The 15,554-nt window shown below is 64.4% G+C and carries 14 protein-coding genes and 2 pseudogenes; 6 read left to right on the top strand and 10 right to left on the bottom strand.

All coding sequences use genetic code 11. The features are described from left to right. On the bottom strand, positions 1-451 hold a 451-nt coding region (locus tag K368_RS27020), incomplete at its 3' end, for an Ig-like domain-containing protein (RefSeq protein WP_036266046.1). Between the two features lie 1,046 nt (positions 452-1,497). Between K368_RS27020 and K368_RS25910 the strand changes: the two are divergent. After that, a pseudogene (locus tag K368_RS25910) lies at positions 1,498-2,394 on the top strand (ISL3 family transposase); the annotation flags it as partial. A gap of 171 nt (positions 2,395-2,565) precedes the next feature. On the opposite strand, the gene K368_RS0107095 reads toward K368_RS25910, so the two are convergent. Continuing rightward, positions 2,566-3,633, bottom strand: coding sequence for a spore photoproduct lyase family protein (locus tag K368_RS0107095; RefSeq protein WP_027171777.1), 1,068 nt, complete (start codon positions 3,631-3,633; stop codon positions 2,566-2,568). 289 nt (positions 3,634-3,922) lie between these two features. Between K368_RS0107095 and K368_RS26545 the strand changes: the two genes are divergently transcribed. Beyond that, on the top strand, positions 3,923-4,084 hold the full coding sequence (locus K368_RS26545; protein WP_155935047.1) for a hypothetical protein: 162 nt from the start codon (positions 3,923-3,925) through the stop codon (positions 4,082-4,084). Between the two features lie 272 nt (positions 4,085-4,356). On the opposite strand, the pseudogene K368_RS24155 reads toward K368_RS26545, so the two are convergent. Next, positions 4,357-4,761 (bottom strand): annotated as a pseudogene (locus K368_RS24155) (transposase); the annotation flags it as partial. Positions 4,762-4,868: 107 nt separating this feature from the next. Here K368_RS24155 and K368_RS24150 point away from each other — a divergent pair. Together K368_RS24150 and K368_RS0107075 are read left to right on the top strand one after the other, a co-directional pair. After that, complete coding sequence (locus K368_RS24150) at positions 4,869-5,261, top strand: transposase (RefSeq protein ID WP_245259527.1); 393 nt, start codon at positions 4,869-4,871, stop codon at positions 5,259-5,261. A gap of 16 nt (positions 5,262-5,277) precedes the next feature. Then, the gene (locus K368_RS0107075) at positions 5,278-6,018 is read left to right on the top strand and encodes a cyclic nucleotide-binding domain-containing protein (RefSeq protein WP_027171776.1); all 741 of its coding nucleotides are present in this window, start codon (positions 5,278-5,280) and stop codon (positions 6,016-6,018) included. Positions 6,019-6,034: 16 nt separating this feature from the next. Here the strand turns inward: K368_RS0107075 and K368_RS0107070 are convergent, their stop codons facing one another. The 7 genes from K368_RS0107070 to K368_RS25905 all read right to left on the bottom strand — a co-directional run bounded on the left by K368_RS0107070 (position 6,035) and on the right by K368_RS25905 (position 11,573). After that, on the bottom strand, positions 6,035-6,334 hold the full coding sequence (locus K368_RS0107070; RefSeq protein ID WP_155935332.1) for a cytochrome c: 300 nt from the start codon (positions 6,332-6,334) through the stop codon (positions 6,035-6,037). Positions 6,335-6,366: 32 nt separating this feature from the next. Beyond that, positions 6,367-7,179 (bottom strand): universal stress protein, encoded by an 813-nt coding sequence (locus tag K368_RS0107065; RefSeq protein WP_027171774.1) that lies wholly within the window; start codon positions 7,177-7,179, stop codon positions 6,367-6,369. 120 nt (positions 7,180-7,299) lie between these two features. Next, positions 7,300-7,473 (bottom strand): hypothetical protein, encoded by a 174-nt coding sequence (locus tag K368_RS26540; RefSeq protein WP_155935045.1) that lies wholly within the window; start codon positions 7,471-7,473, stop codon positions 7,300-7,302. Positions 7,474-7,642: 169 nt separating this feature from the next. Continuing rightward, complete coding sequence (locus K368_RS26535; RefSeq protein ID WP_155935044.1) at positions 7,643-7,759, bottom strand: DUF2474 family protein; 117 nt, start codon at positions 7,757-7,759, stop codon at positions 7,643-7,645. Positions 7,760-7,770: 11 nt separating this feature from the next. Next, positions 7,771-8,784 carry a cytochrome d ubiquinol oxidase subunit II gene (gene cydB / locus K368_RS0107050; protein ID WP_027171773.1) on the bottom strand — a complete coding sequence of 338 codons (1,014 nt, stop codon included), beginning with the start codon at positions 8,782-8,784 and terminating at the stop codon, positions 7,771-7,773. A gap of 5 nt (positions 8,785-8,789) precedes the next feature. Further along, positions 8,790-10,232 carry a cytochrome ubiquinol oxidase subunit I gene (locus K368_RS0107045; protein ID WP_027171772.1) on the bottom strand — a complete coding sequence of 481 codons (1,443 nt, stop codon included), beginning with the start codon at positions 10,230-10,232 and terminating at the stop codon, positions 8,790-8,792. 204 nt (positions 10,233-10,436) lie between these two features. Then, complete coding sequence (locus K368_RS25905; protein ID WP_081739526.1) at positions 10,437-11,573, bottom strand: HD domain-containing phosphohydrolase; 1,137 nt, start codon at positions 11,571-11,573, stop codon at positions 10,437-10,439. A 200-nt stretch (positions 11,574-11,773) separates the two neighbouring features. Between K368_RS25905 and K368_RS0107035 the strand changes: the two genes are divergently transcribed. Both K368_RS0107035 and K368_RS0107030 read left to right on the top strand, forming a co-directional pair. Next, complete coding sequence (locus K368_RS0107035; RefSeq protein WP_027171770.1) at positions 11,774-12,850, top strand: PAS domain-containing protein; 1,077 nt, start codon at positions 11,774-11,776, stop codon at positions 12,848-12,850. A gap of 382 nt (positions 12,851-13,232) precedes the next feature. After that, on the top strand, positions 13,233-15,479 hold the full coding sequence (locus K368_RS0107030; RefSeq protein WP_245259526.1) for a methyl-accepting chemotaxis protein: 2,247 nt from the start codon (positions 13,233-13,235) through the stop codon (positions 15,477-15,479). Positions 15,480-15,554 lie beyond the last annotated feature (75 nt).

The following is a 15,554-nucleotide window of genomic DNA, read 5'->3' as shown; positions in this document are numbered from 1 at the left end:
CGCCCGAGACAGTCACGTCGGACGCTTCGAAGTCGGCCGAGGCCTCGCTCAGGGTGAAGGTCACCGTCGAGGTCGGAGAGGCGATGTTGAACGAGTCCGCCGCCAGGGCGACGATCGCCGTCGGCGCCACCGTGTCGACCGTCGCATCGAGCGCGCCACCAGCGTGACCGTCCTCGTAATTGGAATTTTTGTAACCGTCGGTGACGGACAGCGTGGTCAAGCCTTCGAAACCCGGATCCGCATGGAAGACGGCCGTCCAGACAACACCACCGTCGCCAGAGTCAAAGTCGCTCAGATAACCGGCACTGTTGGGGATGACGACGTCGTCCACATCGAAGCCGTTCACCGCCTCGGAGAAGGTGAAGGTCACCTCCGTGGTGTTGGAGGTCGCGCCGAGAACGGTTTGAGCCGCAGCGATCGATACGACGGTGGGGCCTAATGCGAGGGGCATGGCGTTTCACTCCAGAGATTTGAATCGACGACGGATTTCGAGCGATCGAGCTCGATCATAGCCAACTAAAAACGCGGCACCATGAAGTATCATCCAGCCTGAGACAGTTTATGCCCCATCGGACCAAATCGAAGACTTCATCCGCATCGCATGAGCGGGAATTGCGGCAGTTGGATAGAACAAAGAATCCGGCGGCACATCCCTCATATGAGTGAGGGCGGAGGTATTTTATTGATTTTCGCGCCTCCCTCATATGAGGGATGGTGAACATTCAACGACACATGATAGATGATTCCGAGGAACGTCAGACGGTCGACACTTGGCAATTCATGAAGCATAAACCCTTTATTAATTTAGGTTAACGACTTATGTCTTCCTCCGTGCGCTTCGAACACATTCTTCTTGGGGACTCGGAGTCCGAAGAGAATGCGTGCCTCGGGATATCGGACGGAAGGGTCGTTGCGATCTTGGTCCGCTCGTCGGAGCCTGAAAACCACACCGACCATCCGCGATGGTATCTGGACAAAGGATTCGGATCCTGTGACCAGCAGGGCTTGATGTTTCCCTCACTGGAGGCCGCAAAAGCCTGGATCACGACTCAACTGCGCGTCGATTACATGTACAGAGGAATCGTATTTATTTAAGAACGTAGTGTTTACGGGCATCACGATGCCGATCAATGCCCCTCGTTGCGCTCGGGTCGGAGCAGTTGCGACGCGCTTTCTGCCCACCGAGCCGGTCGACTTGGCCTGCAACTCTGAAAGACGGTCTTCCGCGGGTTATGGCTTCGCACCATGGGGAGGATCGTGTCGTGCGCAGCGGACGTGCCTGGTCGTGAGACCTCCGCGGCGATGCGGAGCGCCTCGCGCGGGATACCGGACTCGATCGGTGTGAAGGTGGGGTCGGCCCTAGCTGGATCGGCTTCGCGGCGCTGGCGCAGGACCATTCCGGGCGAGATTGTATTTCGGCGTGCAACGTTGGCTCTGACTCACTCTCGCTGATGCCGACGGCGTTGAGGTCGCGGATATCCATGATGGAGCCGCAGCATGCGCCCTCGCTTCCGGCCATCGAGCCTCGTACCCACTGGATTGATCGGCGATCATCTCGACGTCGGCGCCGACCGGATCGGTCTGGTCGTGAGATCGGGAGCCGCGGTGACGGCCTGCCCAAACTGCCGGACCCCTTCGCGTCGCAGTCAAAGCCGCTACCGGCGTCGTGCCGCCGGCCTGCCGCTCGGTGGCCGGCGCGTCGAGCCCCAAGTCGTCGTACGACGCTTCCGGTGCGACGCGGCGACTTGCGAGCGGAAGATCTTCGCCGAGCGCTTTCCCGACGGGTTCCTGCCCGCCTTCGCGCGACGCACCTCGCGGCTGGAGCAGATCGTCCATCACCTCGGCCTCGCCCTCGGTGGTCGGCCCGGTGCGGGTCTCGCCCAGCGCCTCATGCTGCCGGTCAGTCGCGACACGCTCCTGCGGGTCATCCGCCGTCGGGCGGCCACATGGTCTGATCCACTCGCCGTCATCGGCATCGACGACTTCGCCTGGCGACGCAATCACCGCTACGGCACCCTGGTCTGCGATCTCGAACGCCGCCGCATCGTGGCGCTCCTACCGGATCGCGAGCAGGCCACCGCGCAGACTTGGCTGAAGGAGACCACCTCGATCCAGATCGTCGCCCGCGACCGTGGCGGTGGATATGGTGAGGCCATCGCCCGTGCCTTGCCGCAGGCTATCCAGGTCGCCGACCGCTGGCACCTCATCGAGAACGCCAGCCGCGGCTTCCTCGACGCCGTGCGCAAGTCGATGCGCCAGGTTCGCGAGGTCGTCGGCGCCGCCACCCTTGATCCGGCGCTCCTCGCCGCGGCTGAGCGCATCCAGTACGAGGACGACCTGCGAAGAGAAGAGGCGGATGCGGCCATCCGCGCGCTCGCGGAAGCAGGCATTCCGAATTCATCAAGGCTGAGCGGCGCTGCTGACATCCCTGTACTCGATCCGCATGCCTCCACCCCGGCGCGAAATGGGCCACATAGTTTCAACGCTCGGCATGGTCGCGCAGAGGGAGCGACGGTTCATTCAAGGGGTGCCGACACGAGGGCAGCGAGTGCGCGAGAGGCACTTTCAGAAGGCGTAGCGAACGTGGCAATAGGGCATCAGCTCGGCCAGATGATCTTTGAGGCGGGCGATCCATCGCCCCTTCCAGCCGGTTCGATAGCGTAGGTTGTCGCCGCCCCCCTGCGACCGTTTCCCCTCCTGGATGTCGGGCCGCCAGAGCAGGTCCTCCGCGCGGGGATGCCAGTTCAGATTGACCGCGTGGAGATCCGCATTATGCGTGAGCAGGATGATCTCGGCCTTGAGCTGTGCCTTGGCCGCCGGGCCGATACGATCATCGATGGCGGTGAACAGGTCCCGCCAATCGGCCTCCCAGCCTTCGTAGAGGATGACCGGCGAGAAGTTCACGTGGACTTCGAAACCGGCCGCCACGAAATCGTCGATGGCGGCGATGCGCTCATGCATCGGGGCTGTGCGCACATCCACGACCTTCGCGATCCGCTCCGGCATCAGCGAGAAGCGGATACGGGTCTTGCCTTGGGGATCATAGGTGAGCAGCTCCCGGTTCACGGCCTTCGTGGCGAAGGAGGCCTTGGCATTGGGGAGGTCGCGGAACAGCCCAATCATGTCGCGCACGTTGTCCGACAGGGTCGCGTCCACGGAGAGGTCGCCATTCTCGCCGAGATCGTAGACCCAACGCTCCGCATCCACCGTATCCGGCTCGGGCAACGGCCCCTGGCGCGCGGCATGGCGGGTGATCGCGGCGCAGACCTGCTCGATGTTCACAAAGAGGGAGATCGGGTTGGCGAAGCCCTTGCGCCGGGGGACGTAGCAGTACGCGCAGGCCATCGCGCAGCCATTCGAGGTCGAGGGCGCGATGAAATGGGCGCTTCGCCCGTTCGGCCGCATTGTCAGGCCCTTCTTCACACCGAGCACCAAGGTCGAGCGCTTGATCCGCAGCCAATCCTCCGCGGAGCCTTCGTTGCCGTGCAGGTTCGGGATGTTCCAGTGGGACGGGACCTCGATCCGCTCGGCATGAGGGAAGCGGTCGAGGATCGCGAGCCCGCGCGCGAACTTCGCGACGGCGGGCTCGTGGTAGATCGTCTGAATGTTCAGGATGTCGCGGGGTAGGGCCATGCGGTGTCCAACGGTGCGCCGTTGCACCTCGGCGCACAGATAGGGCGGTGAGCGCCGGCGAGGATGACGTTTCGGCCAGGGACGCGGTCAACGGCGCGGAGCGGCCGCTCGAAACCCGATCTCGTGATCCGCAAAGTGGCAGCCAGGGCGCGGCTCAACGACCACGTCGTTAACAGAAAGTTACCGTCTGCCCCTTTGTCGCGGCATCGAATCGTGCGTTCAAGGCGCTTGCGTTTGGCTCCCGTCGCAGGAGGTGAAACCATTGTCTTGGCTTCCGCGTATTCCAGGCATGGTCAGTTTCGACATGCTCATCGATGATCTGGAACGAGAGAAGCAGGCTCTCGCGTGGGACATGGCGCATCGGGGACCTGCGTCCTATGCCGTCATCGATATGCTGATCGCGCTCGACCAGAAGATTTTCGCCTTGAGAACGCTGAGCGAGGATCGCTGACGTCGGCGGGGGCCGGGTCTCTGGTCTCGATGTGATTGAAACTACCGGTCTCTCAGTACCGCACCAAAAGGGCTAAGCGCCTCGACCGGCACACGGTCGCATGGCCGCCACCGCGAAGAGCCTGTTCTGAGCGGCCATCGATAGTCGGGGTCCCGCATGTCGAGGCCTTCAGGCTGCGGCGAGGTCTTTTTTTGCGAATGCGAACATGGCCGCTGGCCTGTCCCCTGCAAAGTGGTCTTCTCTGAGGTATGGCTCTCAGAGTCTGTCCGGGATCATTTTACGGTCTGGCAGAGCTTTCGGATCCTGAGGCGGACGGAGGCCCAGTGGAAGAAGGCCAGGGCCTTTCGGCTGTTGCATTCCCAGTCTTTGGCGAGGCGGCGGCAGCGGTTCAGCCAAGCGAAGGTTCGCTCGACGATCCAGCGTTTGGGTAGGACGGTGAAGCCCTTCGCCGTGACGGCACTGGCCTGATCAGATCGCTTGACGATCTCGACATCGACCTGCCGGCAAGCGCGGCGGAGGCCGGCCTGGAAGCGGGGGCCCTGATTGCCGCCGTCGGCGTAGAGCTTGAGCGGGAACGGATAGAGCCCGAACAGGGTCGCCATCACCCAAACCCCTCCGTCGCGATCCTGTATGCCGGCCGAATCCACCAGGGCGTGCATCAGCAGGCCTTGGCTCTCCTCTTCCGGACCGGCGACCTTCTGGTCCGGTAACGCGCCCAGCTGATCACGCCCTTAGGGGACATCTCACCGAGTATGGCCGGGTCGCACCGAAAGGCCCACCCCACATGGCGATGCTGGGCGATCCTCTGGAGGATGAGATGGGCTCCTTGCTTCCACCTGCCGCTGTAGCGATGTTCCGGGTGATGCTGGACCTCCTGGCCGACCTGTATGGCCGCATCGCCGAACTCGACCGGGAGATTGCCCGCCGGGCCCGGGAGGATGAGCCGGCTCGTCGGCTGATGACCATCCCCGGCATCGGCCCCATTACCGCAACGGCACTGATTGCCCTGGCTCCCGAGGCCGAGACCTTCGCCAAGGGACGGGACTTCGCCGCGTGGCCCCAGGGGGCGTCCACAGATGGAACACGTCCGCGAATGGGCCTGAGCAAGCCGGAACCATTGTTTTTAGTTCGCCGCTGTCACCGTCGATCGTCTATCATCGGCGTTTCGTGGCGATAGTGCGGAGGCTTCAGAGATGCTGAGCCCGACGGAACACCCCGCTGCTCACGATGACGGCTGCCATCACGGGCGCTCCACCGGCGGCTGCGTCGATTGCAAAGTGCGTCTGATCAGCGTCTGTGCGGCACTGACGATCGACGAACTCGATGGTCTCGAAGCCATCAGCCAGGTGGTCGAGCTGGCGCCGCGGCAGGCCCTGTTTGCCCAGGGCGAGGAGGCGGGAGCCGTCTACAACATTACCGAAGGCACGCTGCGCCTCTTCCGGCTCCTGCCCGACGGGCGTCGCCACGTCATGGGCTTCGCGCTCATCGGCGATTTCCTCGGCCTGGCCCTGGCGGAGCGGTTCACGGTGACGGCCGAAGCGCTTTCGCCGGTCAGGCTCTGCCGATTCGAACGCGGGGCGTTCAAGGCCCTGGTGGCGGAACGGCCCAGTCTCCTCGAGCGCCTGCATGAGCGCGCTGGCTACGAACTCAGACTTGCGCAGGACCAGATGACCCTCCTTAGCCGGCGTACGGCCGAGGAAAAGGTGGCAATCTTTCTCATCGGTCTACGCGAGCGCTATGCCCGGGTCGGACAAGCTTCCGTGACCCTCGAACTTCCGATGGGGCGGCAGGACATCGCCGATCATCTCGGCCTGACGATCGAGACGGTCAGCCGGATCATCACGCGCCTCGACCGCGAGAGGACGATCCTCGTGGTGCCGGGTGGCGTACGCCTCATCGATCCGGCCCGGCTGGATCGCCTCGCCGCCAGCTGACGATCCGTCGGGCGGCCTACCGCTCCAGCGTCTTGAGGTAGGCGATCAGGTTGTCCGCTTCATCGGGATCGAGACGAAACTCCGGCATGGTCGGATGCCCGGTCGTGATGCCTTCGGCCAGCGCCTCCCCGAGATCCTCGACGGGGTAGCGCCGGTGAAGCATGCGAAACGGCGGGGCCTCCGCCAGGGCGCTGGGACCGGCGCGCCCGATCGCGTGGCAACGGACGCAATTGGTCCGCGCGATGACCTCGCCGCGCTTCTCGTGTGCGTCCAGGACGCGCGGCTCCTCCGCATGAGCATCCAGGCCGGTGACCATGAGCGCCAGCGCGAGAGCGGTGAACCGGCGCATCAATGGCTCATCAGGCAGCAGACCGGCGTCGTCCGCAGGATCTCGCGGGTTGCCCCGCCGAACAGCCATTCCCGCAGCCGCGAATGGCCATAGGCACCCATGACGACGAGATCGGCATCGTGTCGTGCGGCGAACCGCAGGATCTCATCGGCGGCAGCCAGATCCGACCTTGCCAGCAAATGGGTCGTGACGTGGGCGCCGTGCCGGGCGAGGTGTGTGGCGACGCCCTCCGCCCCCTCGAAACGGGCATCGGCGCCGACCGTGACCACATACACCTGATCGGCCCGTTTGATGAAGGGAAGCGCTCCCGATATAGCGCGGCGCGCCTCGGGCGTATCCTTCCAGGCGATGACGATACGCGCGGCCTGGATCTGCTCGATCCGGGGCGGGACGACGAGGACGGGGCGCCCAGCCTCCATCAGCACCGGACCGGGCAGGACGCCCATATCTCCCGGATCCCCATCGTCGATACCGCGGCGACCCACGATCACGAGATCCGCGCCACGCGCTTGCTGGACGAGAAACGGGACCGGAGCGACCGCATCCGAGCGCCAGTCGACACGTGCTTCTCCGGCATTCCTGTCGAAGATTGCCCTGACGATCGAGAACTCCTCCTCCAGCTTGGCCTTTTCTTCGACGAAGAGGGCCTCGGCTTCATGGATGTCGTTGACCGCGACCGGCGACGGAATCCTCCGGGCCGCGACTCCGGTCAGCGTGGCCTCGAACCGCAGGGCCACTCCGCCGGCGAGCCGAGCCCTGTCGGGCGTATCGGGACCTGTGTCGAGCGAGACTAGGATACTGGCGTATGACATGTCCGCCTCCGTTGGCCGGTCTGCCGGCTCGATGGAATCGTCGTGATTGCAGAGGGCCGCGGACATGATCCCATTGCCTATCGGATCGGCCGCGGTCGTCAGGCGCAATGCGCCGCGGCTTCAGAGCACCACCCAGAGTAGCCCGGTGAGGAGAATCGAGGCGGCGACGGCAAGGAAGAGGGCCTGGAGGCTGCCGATATCCGCGCCGCGGAAGCCGTCCTCGATCCGTCCGGGGACGCCGCCAGCCAGGGCCGAAGGCACCGGTTGCGGATTTGTCAGATCACCGGGCTTCACGTGGGCAAGCTTTCGCGCCTGAGCCCTCCTGGGCATTCTGCCTCGGCCGGAGGAAGCGAGGCCGGCCGTCTCGATCGCTAAGGTCATGATCGTCTCTCGTTGTCGCGATGAGAGAAGGATGCACCGGTCCTGCGGAGGGCGCTTTGAGATGGATCAAGGCCGAGGAAAGTCAGACGGTCTTGAGAAGCCACCGGAGCGGGAGCGCGATCGCCGTCAGGCCGGCGATGCCGCCGGCCCAAAGGGCCACGAACCAGGCGAGGCGGCGGATGGGAGGGGCGATGGCCATGGTGCCTCTCCTCAATGGTACCCGGGCGCGCCGGCGGTGACCTTACCGCGAAACAGCCAGTAGACGTAGCCGGTATAGGCCAGCACCATCGGCAGCAGCACCACCGTGCCCACGAGCAGGAAGAGCTGGCTGCTCGGATGGGTGGCGGCATCCCAAATCGTCACCGTCGGCGGCACGATCATCGGGAACAGGCTGATGCCGAGCCCGATATAGGACAACAGGAAGAAACCGAGACTGCACAGGAAGGGAGCGACCTCCTCCCTCCGGTCGAGGGCCGCCAGGAAGCGCCACCCCAGGGCCGCGACGAGGAGCGGCACGGGCGCGGCCAGGGCCATGGCCGGCCAAGTCAGCCAGCGGCCGCGGAAGGCCGGGCTGAGGAACGGCATGGCGATCGACACGGCAGCGATGGCGAACAGGGTGGCGAACCCGAGCGCTCGCGCGAGCCGGAAGGCCCGCAGCTGCAGCACCCCTTCCGTCTTCCAAATCAGCCAGCAGGCCCCGAGGAGGGCGTAGCCCGCCACGAGGGCGAGGCCGGTCAGAAGGGAGAACGGCGTCAGCCAGTCCCACCAGCCGCCGGCATAGGCGCGGCCCTCGACACGGATTCCCTGGACGAGGGCCCCGAGGCAGATCCCCTGGCAGAACGCCGCTCCGTAGCTGCCGAGGGCGAAGGCGGCGTCCCATGCCGTCTGAGCTCGAGCGGAGGCCGCCCGGAACCGCATCTCGAAGGCGACACCGCGGAAGACGAGGGCGAGGAGCATCAGGGTGATCGGGATGTAGAGCGCCGGCAGAAGGGTGGCGTAGGCGAGGGGGAACACCGCGAACAGACCGCCGCCGCCCAGGATCAGCCACGTCTCGTTGCCGTCCCAGACCGGCGCCACCGTATTGACCATGACGTCCCGGTCGGCCTTCTCGGGAAAGGTCGGGAACAGGATGCCGATGCCGAGATCGAACCCGTCCATGACCACGTAGAGGAAGACCGCCGTGGCGATGAGGATTGCCCAGATGAGGGTGAGGTCGAGGGACATGGGTACTACTCCGCGGGCTGGATGGCGGGACGGCCGCCGCCGGGACGCGGAGCGTCGAGCGAGGGCGCCGGCGTGATGCCGGCGGTGCGGATCGGCTGGCCGGTGGGTGGCCCCGGCTCGTGGGCGTGGGGTGTCTGGTTGAAGAGGTGCAGGAGATACCAGATGCCCGCCCCGAACACGGCGAGGTAGACCACAGCGAACGCCGCGAGGGAGGCGGCGACGGCGGGGGCGGCGACCGGCGAGACGCTGTCGGCGGTGCGCAGCAGGCCGTAGACGGTGAAGGGCTGGCGGCCGGTCTCGGTCACCGTCCAGCCGGCGGTGACGGCGATGAGCCCGGACGGTCCCATCGCCACGGCGAAGCGGTGGAACAAGGCCGTCTGGTAGAGCCGCCCGCGTTGGCGCAGCCAGAGGGAGCCGAGCCCGAGGGCGATCATCAGGAGACCGAGGCCGACCATGATCCGGAACGACCAGAACACCAGCGGTAGGTTGGTCGGCCACGTCTCGCGCGGCAGACTCTTGAGCCCCCGCACCTCGCCGTCGAGCTCGTGCGTCAGGTAGAGGCTGGCGAGGCCCGGGATGCCGACGGCGCCCCGCGTCTCCCCGGCTGCCGCATCCGGCCAGCCGAACAGGTATGCAGGTGCCCGGCGCTGCGTCTCGAAATGTCCCTCCATGGCGGCGACCTTGGCGGGTTGGTGCTCGTAGCTGTTGGCGCCGTGCATGTCCCCGATGACGAGTTGCGCGGGCGCGACGATGGCGGCCATCCACATGGCCATGGAGAACATCACCCGGGCGCGCGGGTTGGCCCGCTCACGCAGGAGGTGCCACGCCCCCACCGCGCCGACGATCATCGCGGTGGTGAGGTAGGCCCCCGTCACCGTATGGGCGAAGCGGTAGGGAAACGACGGGTTGAAGACGATCGCCCACCAGTCGGCGGGCGCGAAGCGACCGTCCGGCCCCAGCACGTGGCCGGTCGGCGTCTGCATCCAGGAATTGGCGGACAGGATCCAGAAGGCCGAAGTCAGGGTGCCGAAGGCGACGAGGCAGGTCGCCAGGAAGTGGAGGCGCGGACCGACGCGCTCCAGACCGAACAGCATGACGCCGAGGAATCCGGCCTCGAGGAAGAAGGCGGTGAGCACCTCGTAGCCGAGGAGCGGCCCGAGGATCGGCGCCGTCCGGTCGGCAAAGACCGACCAGTTGGTACCGAACTGGTAGCTCATCACCAGACCCGAGACGACGCCCATGGCGAAGGCCACGGCGAAGACCTTGAGCCAGTAGCGGTAGGCGTCGAGATAGACCGCCTTGCCGCTACGGAGCCACAGGCCTTCCAGCACGGCGAGGAAGCTCGCCAAGCCGATTGTGAAGGCGGGGAACAGGAAGTGCCAGACGATCGTCAGGGCGAATTGCGTTCGCGCGAGATCGACCGCGCTCGGCAGGGTGAAGGCTGTCATCGGGGTCTCCGGACGTCCGGGTGAAGTTCTCGGACCGGTTCCCCAAACCTTGATCCAATCGTGAGGCGCCGGCTTTGCGCTGGATCAAGGACGGCCCGTGTCGGCGTCGCCAGATCGATCCGTGAAAAACAATCGAGCGGGATGGAAATGAATCGGCTGTTCAGTGCGCCTGCGTCCACCCGCCGAAGCCATAATCGGATGCCGTCAGCCCGCGAGTTCCGCGAGCGGTCGGAAGGCATGGACAAGGTCCATATCCAACTTGCCGGTCATGCTTTCGAGGATGGCATACGCTTTCACGCCCGGCATTGGTTCCTTGTAGGAGCGGCGCTCGATCAATGCGCCGAAGATATCGCAGATGGTGACGAGACGAACGAGGTCCGGAATATCCGTGCCAGTCAGACCATCCGGGTAGCCGGAGCCATCGAGGTACTCGTGGTGCGAGCGCACGACGGTGAGAATATCCTCGGAGAAGCCCTGGCCCCCGAGCATCGCATGGCCGAGTGCGGGATGCTCATGCATGATGGCGGTTTCTATGGTGTTGAGCCTTCCCGGCTTGTTCAAGATAGCGATCGGGATCCGCGATTTTCCGAGGTCGTGGAGAAGCGCGGCGTGGGTGAGACGCTGACAGTCGGCTCGGCTCATACCGAGTTGCCGTCCGAAGGCAGCCGCCAGACCCGCGACGAGAAGGCAATGCTGGTGAGTGGCGTTGTCGAACTGCCACACGACCTCCAGCCACCCCCGGATGTTGCTGCTGCACAATGCGGTCTCGACGATCGCACCCGCAGCCGTGAGAGCTTGTAGCGTCACGCCCCCGCCGGAACCGGCTACATGAAAAAGCCGGATGAGGGCGGCGTTTGCCAGCGCGACCTTCCTGTCGATTGATAGGCTTTCGGGTGGGTGGGCAATCGCGACACCTACCATCGACAACGCCGCCGGGAGCAGTCGGGCAGCGCGGCTCGCTGGCAGGGTTTGAAATGCACCGAGAGCATGAGCTTGGACCCTGCTCCGAGCCGCGCTTTCATGGAGCAAGCAGAATAGCGGTGGCCGACTCTCTTGAAAACGATCGAGATGCTGACGGAGAGCGCCAATGGTAGAGGAATTTATGAATGAGACATCGCTGACGATCGCCTTAAATGCATGAGATTCACGTCGGCTGCAGATCTGCTCCGGGTCGACGATATCGACGACATTGCAGATATCGAGCGCTGCCATATCTTTGACGATCCTTGACCCTCGCAAGAAATTGTCCGTCAGAAAAAGCGTCGAGCATGACAGAACTAATGCTTGATCCATTGCAAAAACCTGTACGTCATAGCTTTGATGATGCTTCAGGATATCCATATGCCCGGTAAATTGACCGGCGCTGAGAGTAATATACTGCGTCTCCTGCCCGATGGTTAAATTGTCAAAATGAAATCTAGCTCGAAATCTGAAAGTTTGAGTTCTTAAGTGGCATGAAAATGCTTCTTTGCGAAGATCCGTGTATTTCTGATGAGAAACCGCTCACGCGGCGTAGCCCTCTGTGGCGAAGGATTCACGCTATGCCTGCACGGTCCCTCATGCGCCCTTCCTGGGCAGCCACGACAGACAAGGCGAAGGGCGGATTTTCTTCACGACATTTTCTGAGGCTCGTAGAGAGTTCCATCGATATCGGCTTCTGGTCGGGCGATCTGGACGGTGAGTTGATCGAGGGATCGATCGGTCTCTATCGCGTTTTCGGGCTTGATCCGTCCATTGCGCTGACCTTCGGCTTTGCCAAGGAGATGATGCATCCCGAAGACCGGGCCCGGCACGCCGATCTCTTGCCACTGTTGCGTACCGGTCAGCCGATGCAGCGGGAGTTCCGCATCATTCGACCGGATCAGACTCAGCGTTGGGTCTTGCACCGTGTCGAGGTGCTCGTCGGCCCCGACGGCCGCCCAAAGCTTGCCATCGGAATGGTCAAGGACGTCACGCCTCGGTACGAAGTCGAGATGTCGGTCGAACAGGGTCACGACCGTTTCAAGGCCTTGATCGAGGCAACAGCCGCGGTGGTCTGGACCGTCAGCCCCGATGGCCGCGTACAGGACATGCCACAATGGCGGATGTTGACCGGCCAAAGCCAAGCCGAAGTCCAGGGGGACGGCTGGCTCGAAGCCATCCATCCCGATGACCGCGATCTGACCGCTTCGACGTGGCAGTTCGCAGTAAGCCACCGCGAGCCCTACAATACCGATTACCGTCTTCAACTCGCTGATGGCACCTACCGTTGGTACAATGCCCGCGGCATCCCGATCTTGAACCGGGATGGGTCCGTCCGAGAATGGATCGGCATCTGTCTCGACCTCTCTGACCGGCATCGCGTTTCCTCCTCATCGGCCAAAGCTGCCGGCGCAACCGCCGCGCAGGAAATCACCGTCGAGCAGATCCGTGGCGCGCGCGGCATGACGGGCCTGTCTGCGGGGGAGCTTGGCCGCCGGGCCGGTATCTCGGTCTCCACCGTGCGCCGTCTGGAATCGGAGGCCACGACGACGCAGGCCCGGCCCGACACGATCCTGGCCGTTCGACAGGTCTTGGAAGCCGCAGGGATCGAGTTCACCTTCGAGGCCAATGCAAAACCAGGAATTCGGCCCGCCTGACGCCTGGCGATCGGCTGTCCCATCACAGGATGCCCGAACCACCGGGGGGAGCTGAATGCTCTCAAAATCTGCAATGCCGAATGTTTCAGGGAATTTCGGACTTAAGTCCAATTGACTGGCGTGATATTGTTTGATCGCCTCTAGGTTTGATGCAGAACTTTCATTTCTTACTGTAATCAAGAACGACAGCGAAGCCCCAGGAAAGACCGTTCTGCGTTCATTTTTGCAAACGAACGCCATAGGGTCCCCTAAATCATCTTCGCCGTGAGCAAATTCCAATCATTCGAACACTGTCGGCATCGCAGAATCGGTGGTGGCATTTAGCGATCGGAGAGGTCCCCGGCGTCACACTCACGCTCTCTTCTCCAGCGCGAGTGCAGCCGTGACGACGTCCATCGACAGAATTCCACCTTCGTCCACCTCCGCATCCGGGACCCGTTCCACGCTGGGCTCGATCAAGTTCAAGATCATCACGATCTCCGGGGCGTGCGTGGTGCTCGTCTCCGCGGCGATCGTCGGCTACGGTGCGCGCGCCAACATCCACAGTGCTGCGATCGTCAACAGGTCGACGGAAGAGATCCTCGACAAGAGCAGCAGCGAGAACCTGCTTTCGATCGCAACCGCCCAAGCCGCGACCATCCAGGGCAAGATCGACTTTGCCTTCGCGGCAGCCCGCGACATGAGCAGCGCTCTCGGCGTCGTTGCCGGAGGCAAGACCGCGTCCCGCGACACGATCCGCCGGGGACAGCTCAACGATATCCTGCTGAGCGTGCTCAAGCGCAACCCGGACTTCAACGGGACCTACAGCGCCTGGGAGCCGAACGCGATCGACGGCCTTGATGCCGAACACGTGGACCGGCGCGAGGTCGGCTCCGACGGAACGGGCCGGGCCCTGCCCTACTGGACGCGCTCCGCCGACGGGCAGATCGCGGTCCAGCCCCTGGTGGAATACGACAGCCGCGCCCTTCACCCCAACGGCGTCATGCGTGGCGGCTGGTACATCGGACCGAAGGAGAGCGGACGGGAAAGCATGCTAGCGCCGCTGCCTTACATCGTGCAGGGCAAGCCCGTTCAGTTGGCGACGATTTCGGTTCCGATCGTGATCGACGGCAAGTTCCGCGGCGTGGCCGGTGCCGATTTCGACCTTGCATTCGTGCAGAAGGCTACCGAGGCCGTCAACGCCTCGATCTACGCGGGCAAGGGCTCGGTCGCCATCGTCTCGCCGGCCGGCCTCCTCGTGGCGTCGAGCCGCCATCCCCAGGGCATCGGCGGCCCCCTCGCCAGCGTCGATGCGAGCTGGAACGCCTATGCCGAGACCATGCGGTCGGGACGCTCCTTCGTCGGCCGCGACGAGGCCCTCGACGAGATCCGGGTCGTCGCCCCTGTCACCCTCGGGCAAACCGGAAGTAGCTGGTCGGTCCTGATCGCCGTCCCGCGGACCCTCGTCATGGCGGAAGCGGTCAAGCTCAGCGATGGATTGTCGGCCCGCGCGCATACGGACCTGATCTGGCAGCTCGGCGTGTCGGGCGGCATCGCACTTATTGCGCTCGTCCTGATGTATCTCCTCTCGACCAGCATCACGAACCCGATCAACCGACTTACCCGGACCCTGACCATCATGGCCCGCGGCGAAGCGGTGTCCGAGATCGAGGGTGCGAAGCGCGGCGACGAGATCGGTGAGATTGCCCGAGCGGTCGACCGGATCCGGATCGTCACCGAGGAGGAAGCGGAGCGCCGGGGCACGCTGGCCGAGGAAATGCGTCGGACGACCGAGGCCCAGCGGCGGCAGATGCTGCACGAGATGGCGGGGAGCTTCGAGGCCGCTGTCGGTGGCATCGTCGGAGCGGTCTCGTCCTCCGCGACGGAGCTGCAAGCCACGGCCAAGGCCATGGCCGGGAACGCCGCCGACACCGCCCATCAATCGGGCACCGTCGCGGAGGCCGCGCGAGATGCCGCCGCCAACGTCGGTACCGTTGCGGCGGCGGCCGAAGAGCTCGGCTCGTCGGTCCAGGAGATCGGTCGCCAGGTCGACAATTCCGCAACCCTGGCGCGTGACGCGGTCACGGAAGCCACCCGGACGGAAGCCCTCGTGCGCGATCTCAGCGAGGCGGCGACCCGGATCGGGGACGTGGTGGCGATGATCTCGTCCATTGCGGGCCAGACCAACCTGCTGGCGCTGAACGCGACCATCGAGGCAGCCCGCGCGGGCGAGGCAGGCCGAGGCTTTGCGGTGGTGGCCGCCGAGGTCAAGGAGCTCGCCAACCAGACGGCGCGGGCGACAGACGAGATCGGCACCCAGATCGGCCGCATCCAGGGCTCGACAGGCGCGGCAGTTTCGGCGATCGGCAGCATCACGAGCAGAATCCAGGAGATCAGCAGCGTCGCGACGATGATCGCCTCGGCCGTCGAGGAGCAGGGCGCTGCCACGCAGGAGATCGTTCGCAACGTGAGTCGAGCGGCCTCGGGGACGAGCGACGTCACGTCCAATATCTCGGGGGTGGCCCACGCGGCCGAGGAGACCGGAGCCGCGGCAACCCAGGTCCTGGATTCGGCCTCCGAACTATCGCGGCAATCCGAGCATCTGACCGCGGAAGTATCGCGCTTCCTGGCAACGGTCCGGGCCGCCTGAAGTCGAGGACCAGAATTCGGTCGTAAAACATTAAGTTTTGACAGGGCGAATGAATTTTCATCGTCCTGTCAAAAG

This window comes from Methylobacterium sp. 10, assembly GCF_000519085.1.
GTDB lineage: Bacteria > Pseudomonadota > Alphaproteobacteria > Rhizobiales > Beijerinckiaceae > Methylobacterium.
Note: the sequence above shows the minus strand (reverse complement) of the source record. Positions and strands in the feature narration are given on the sequence as shown.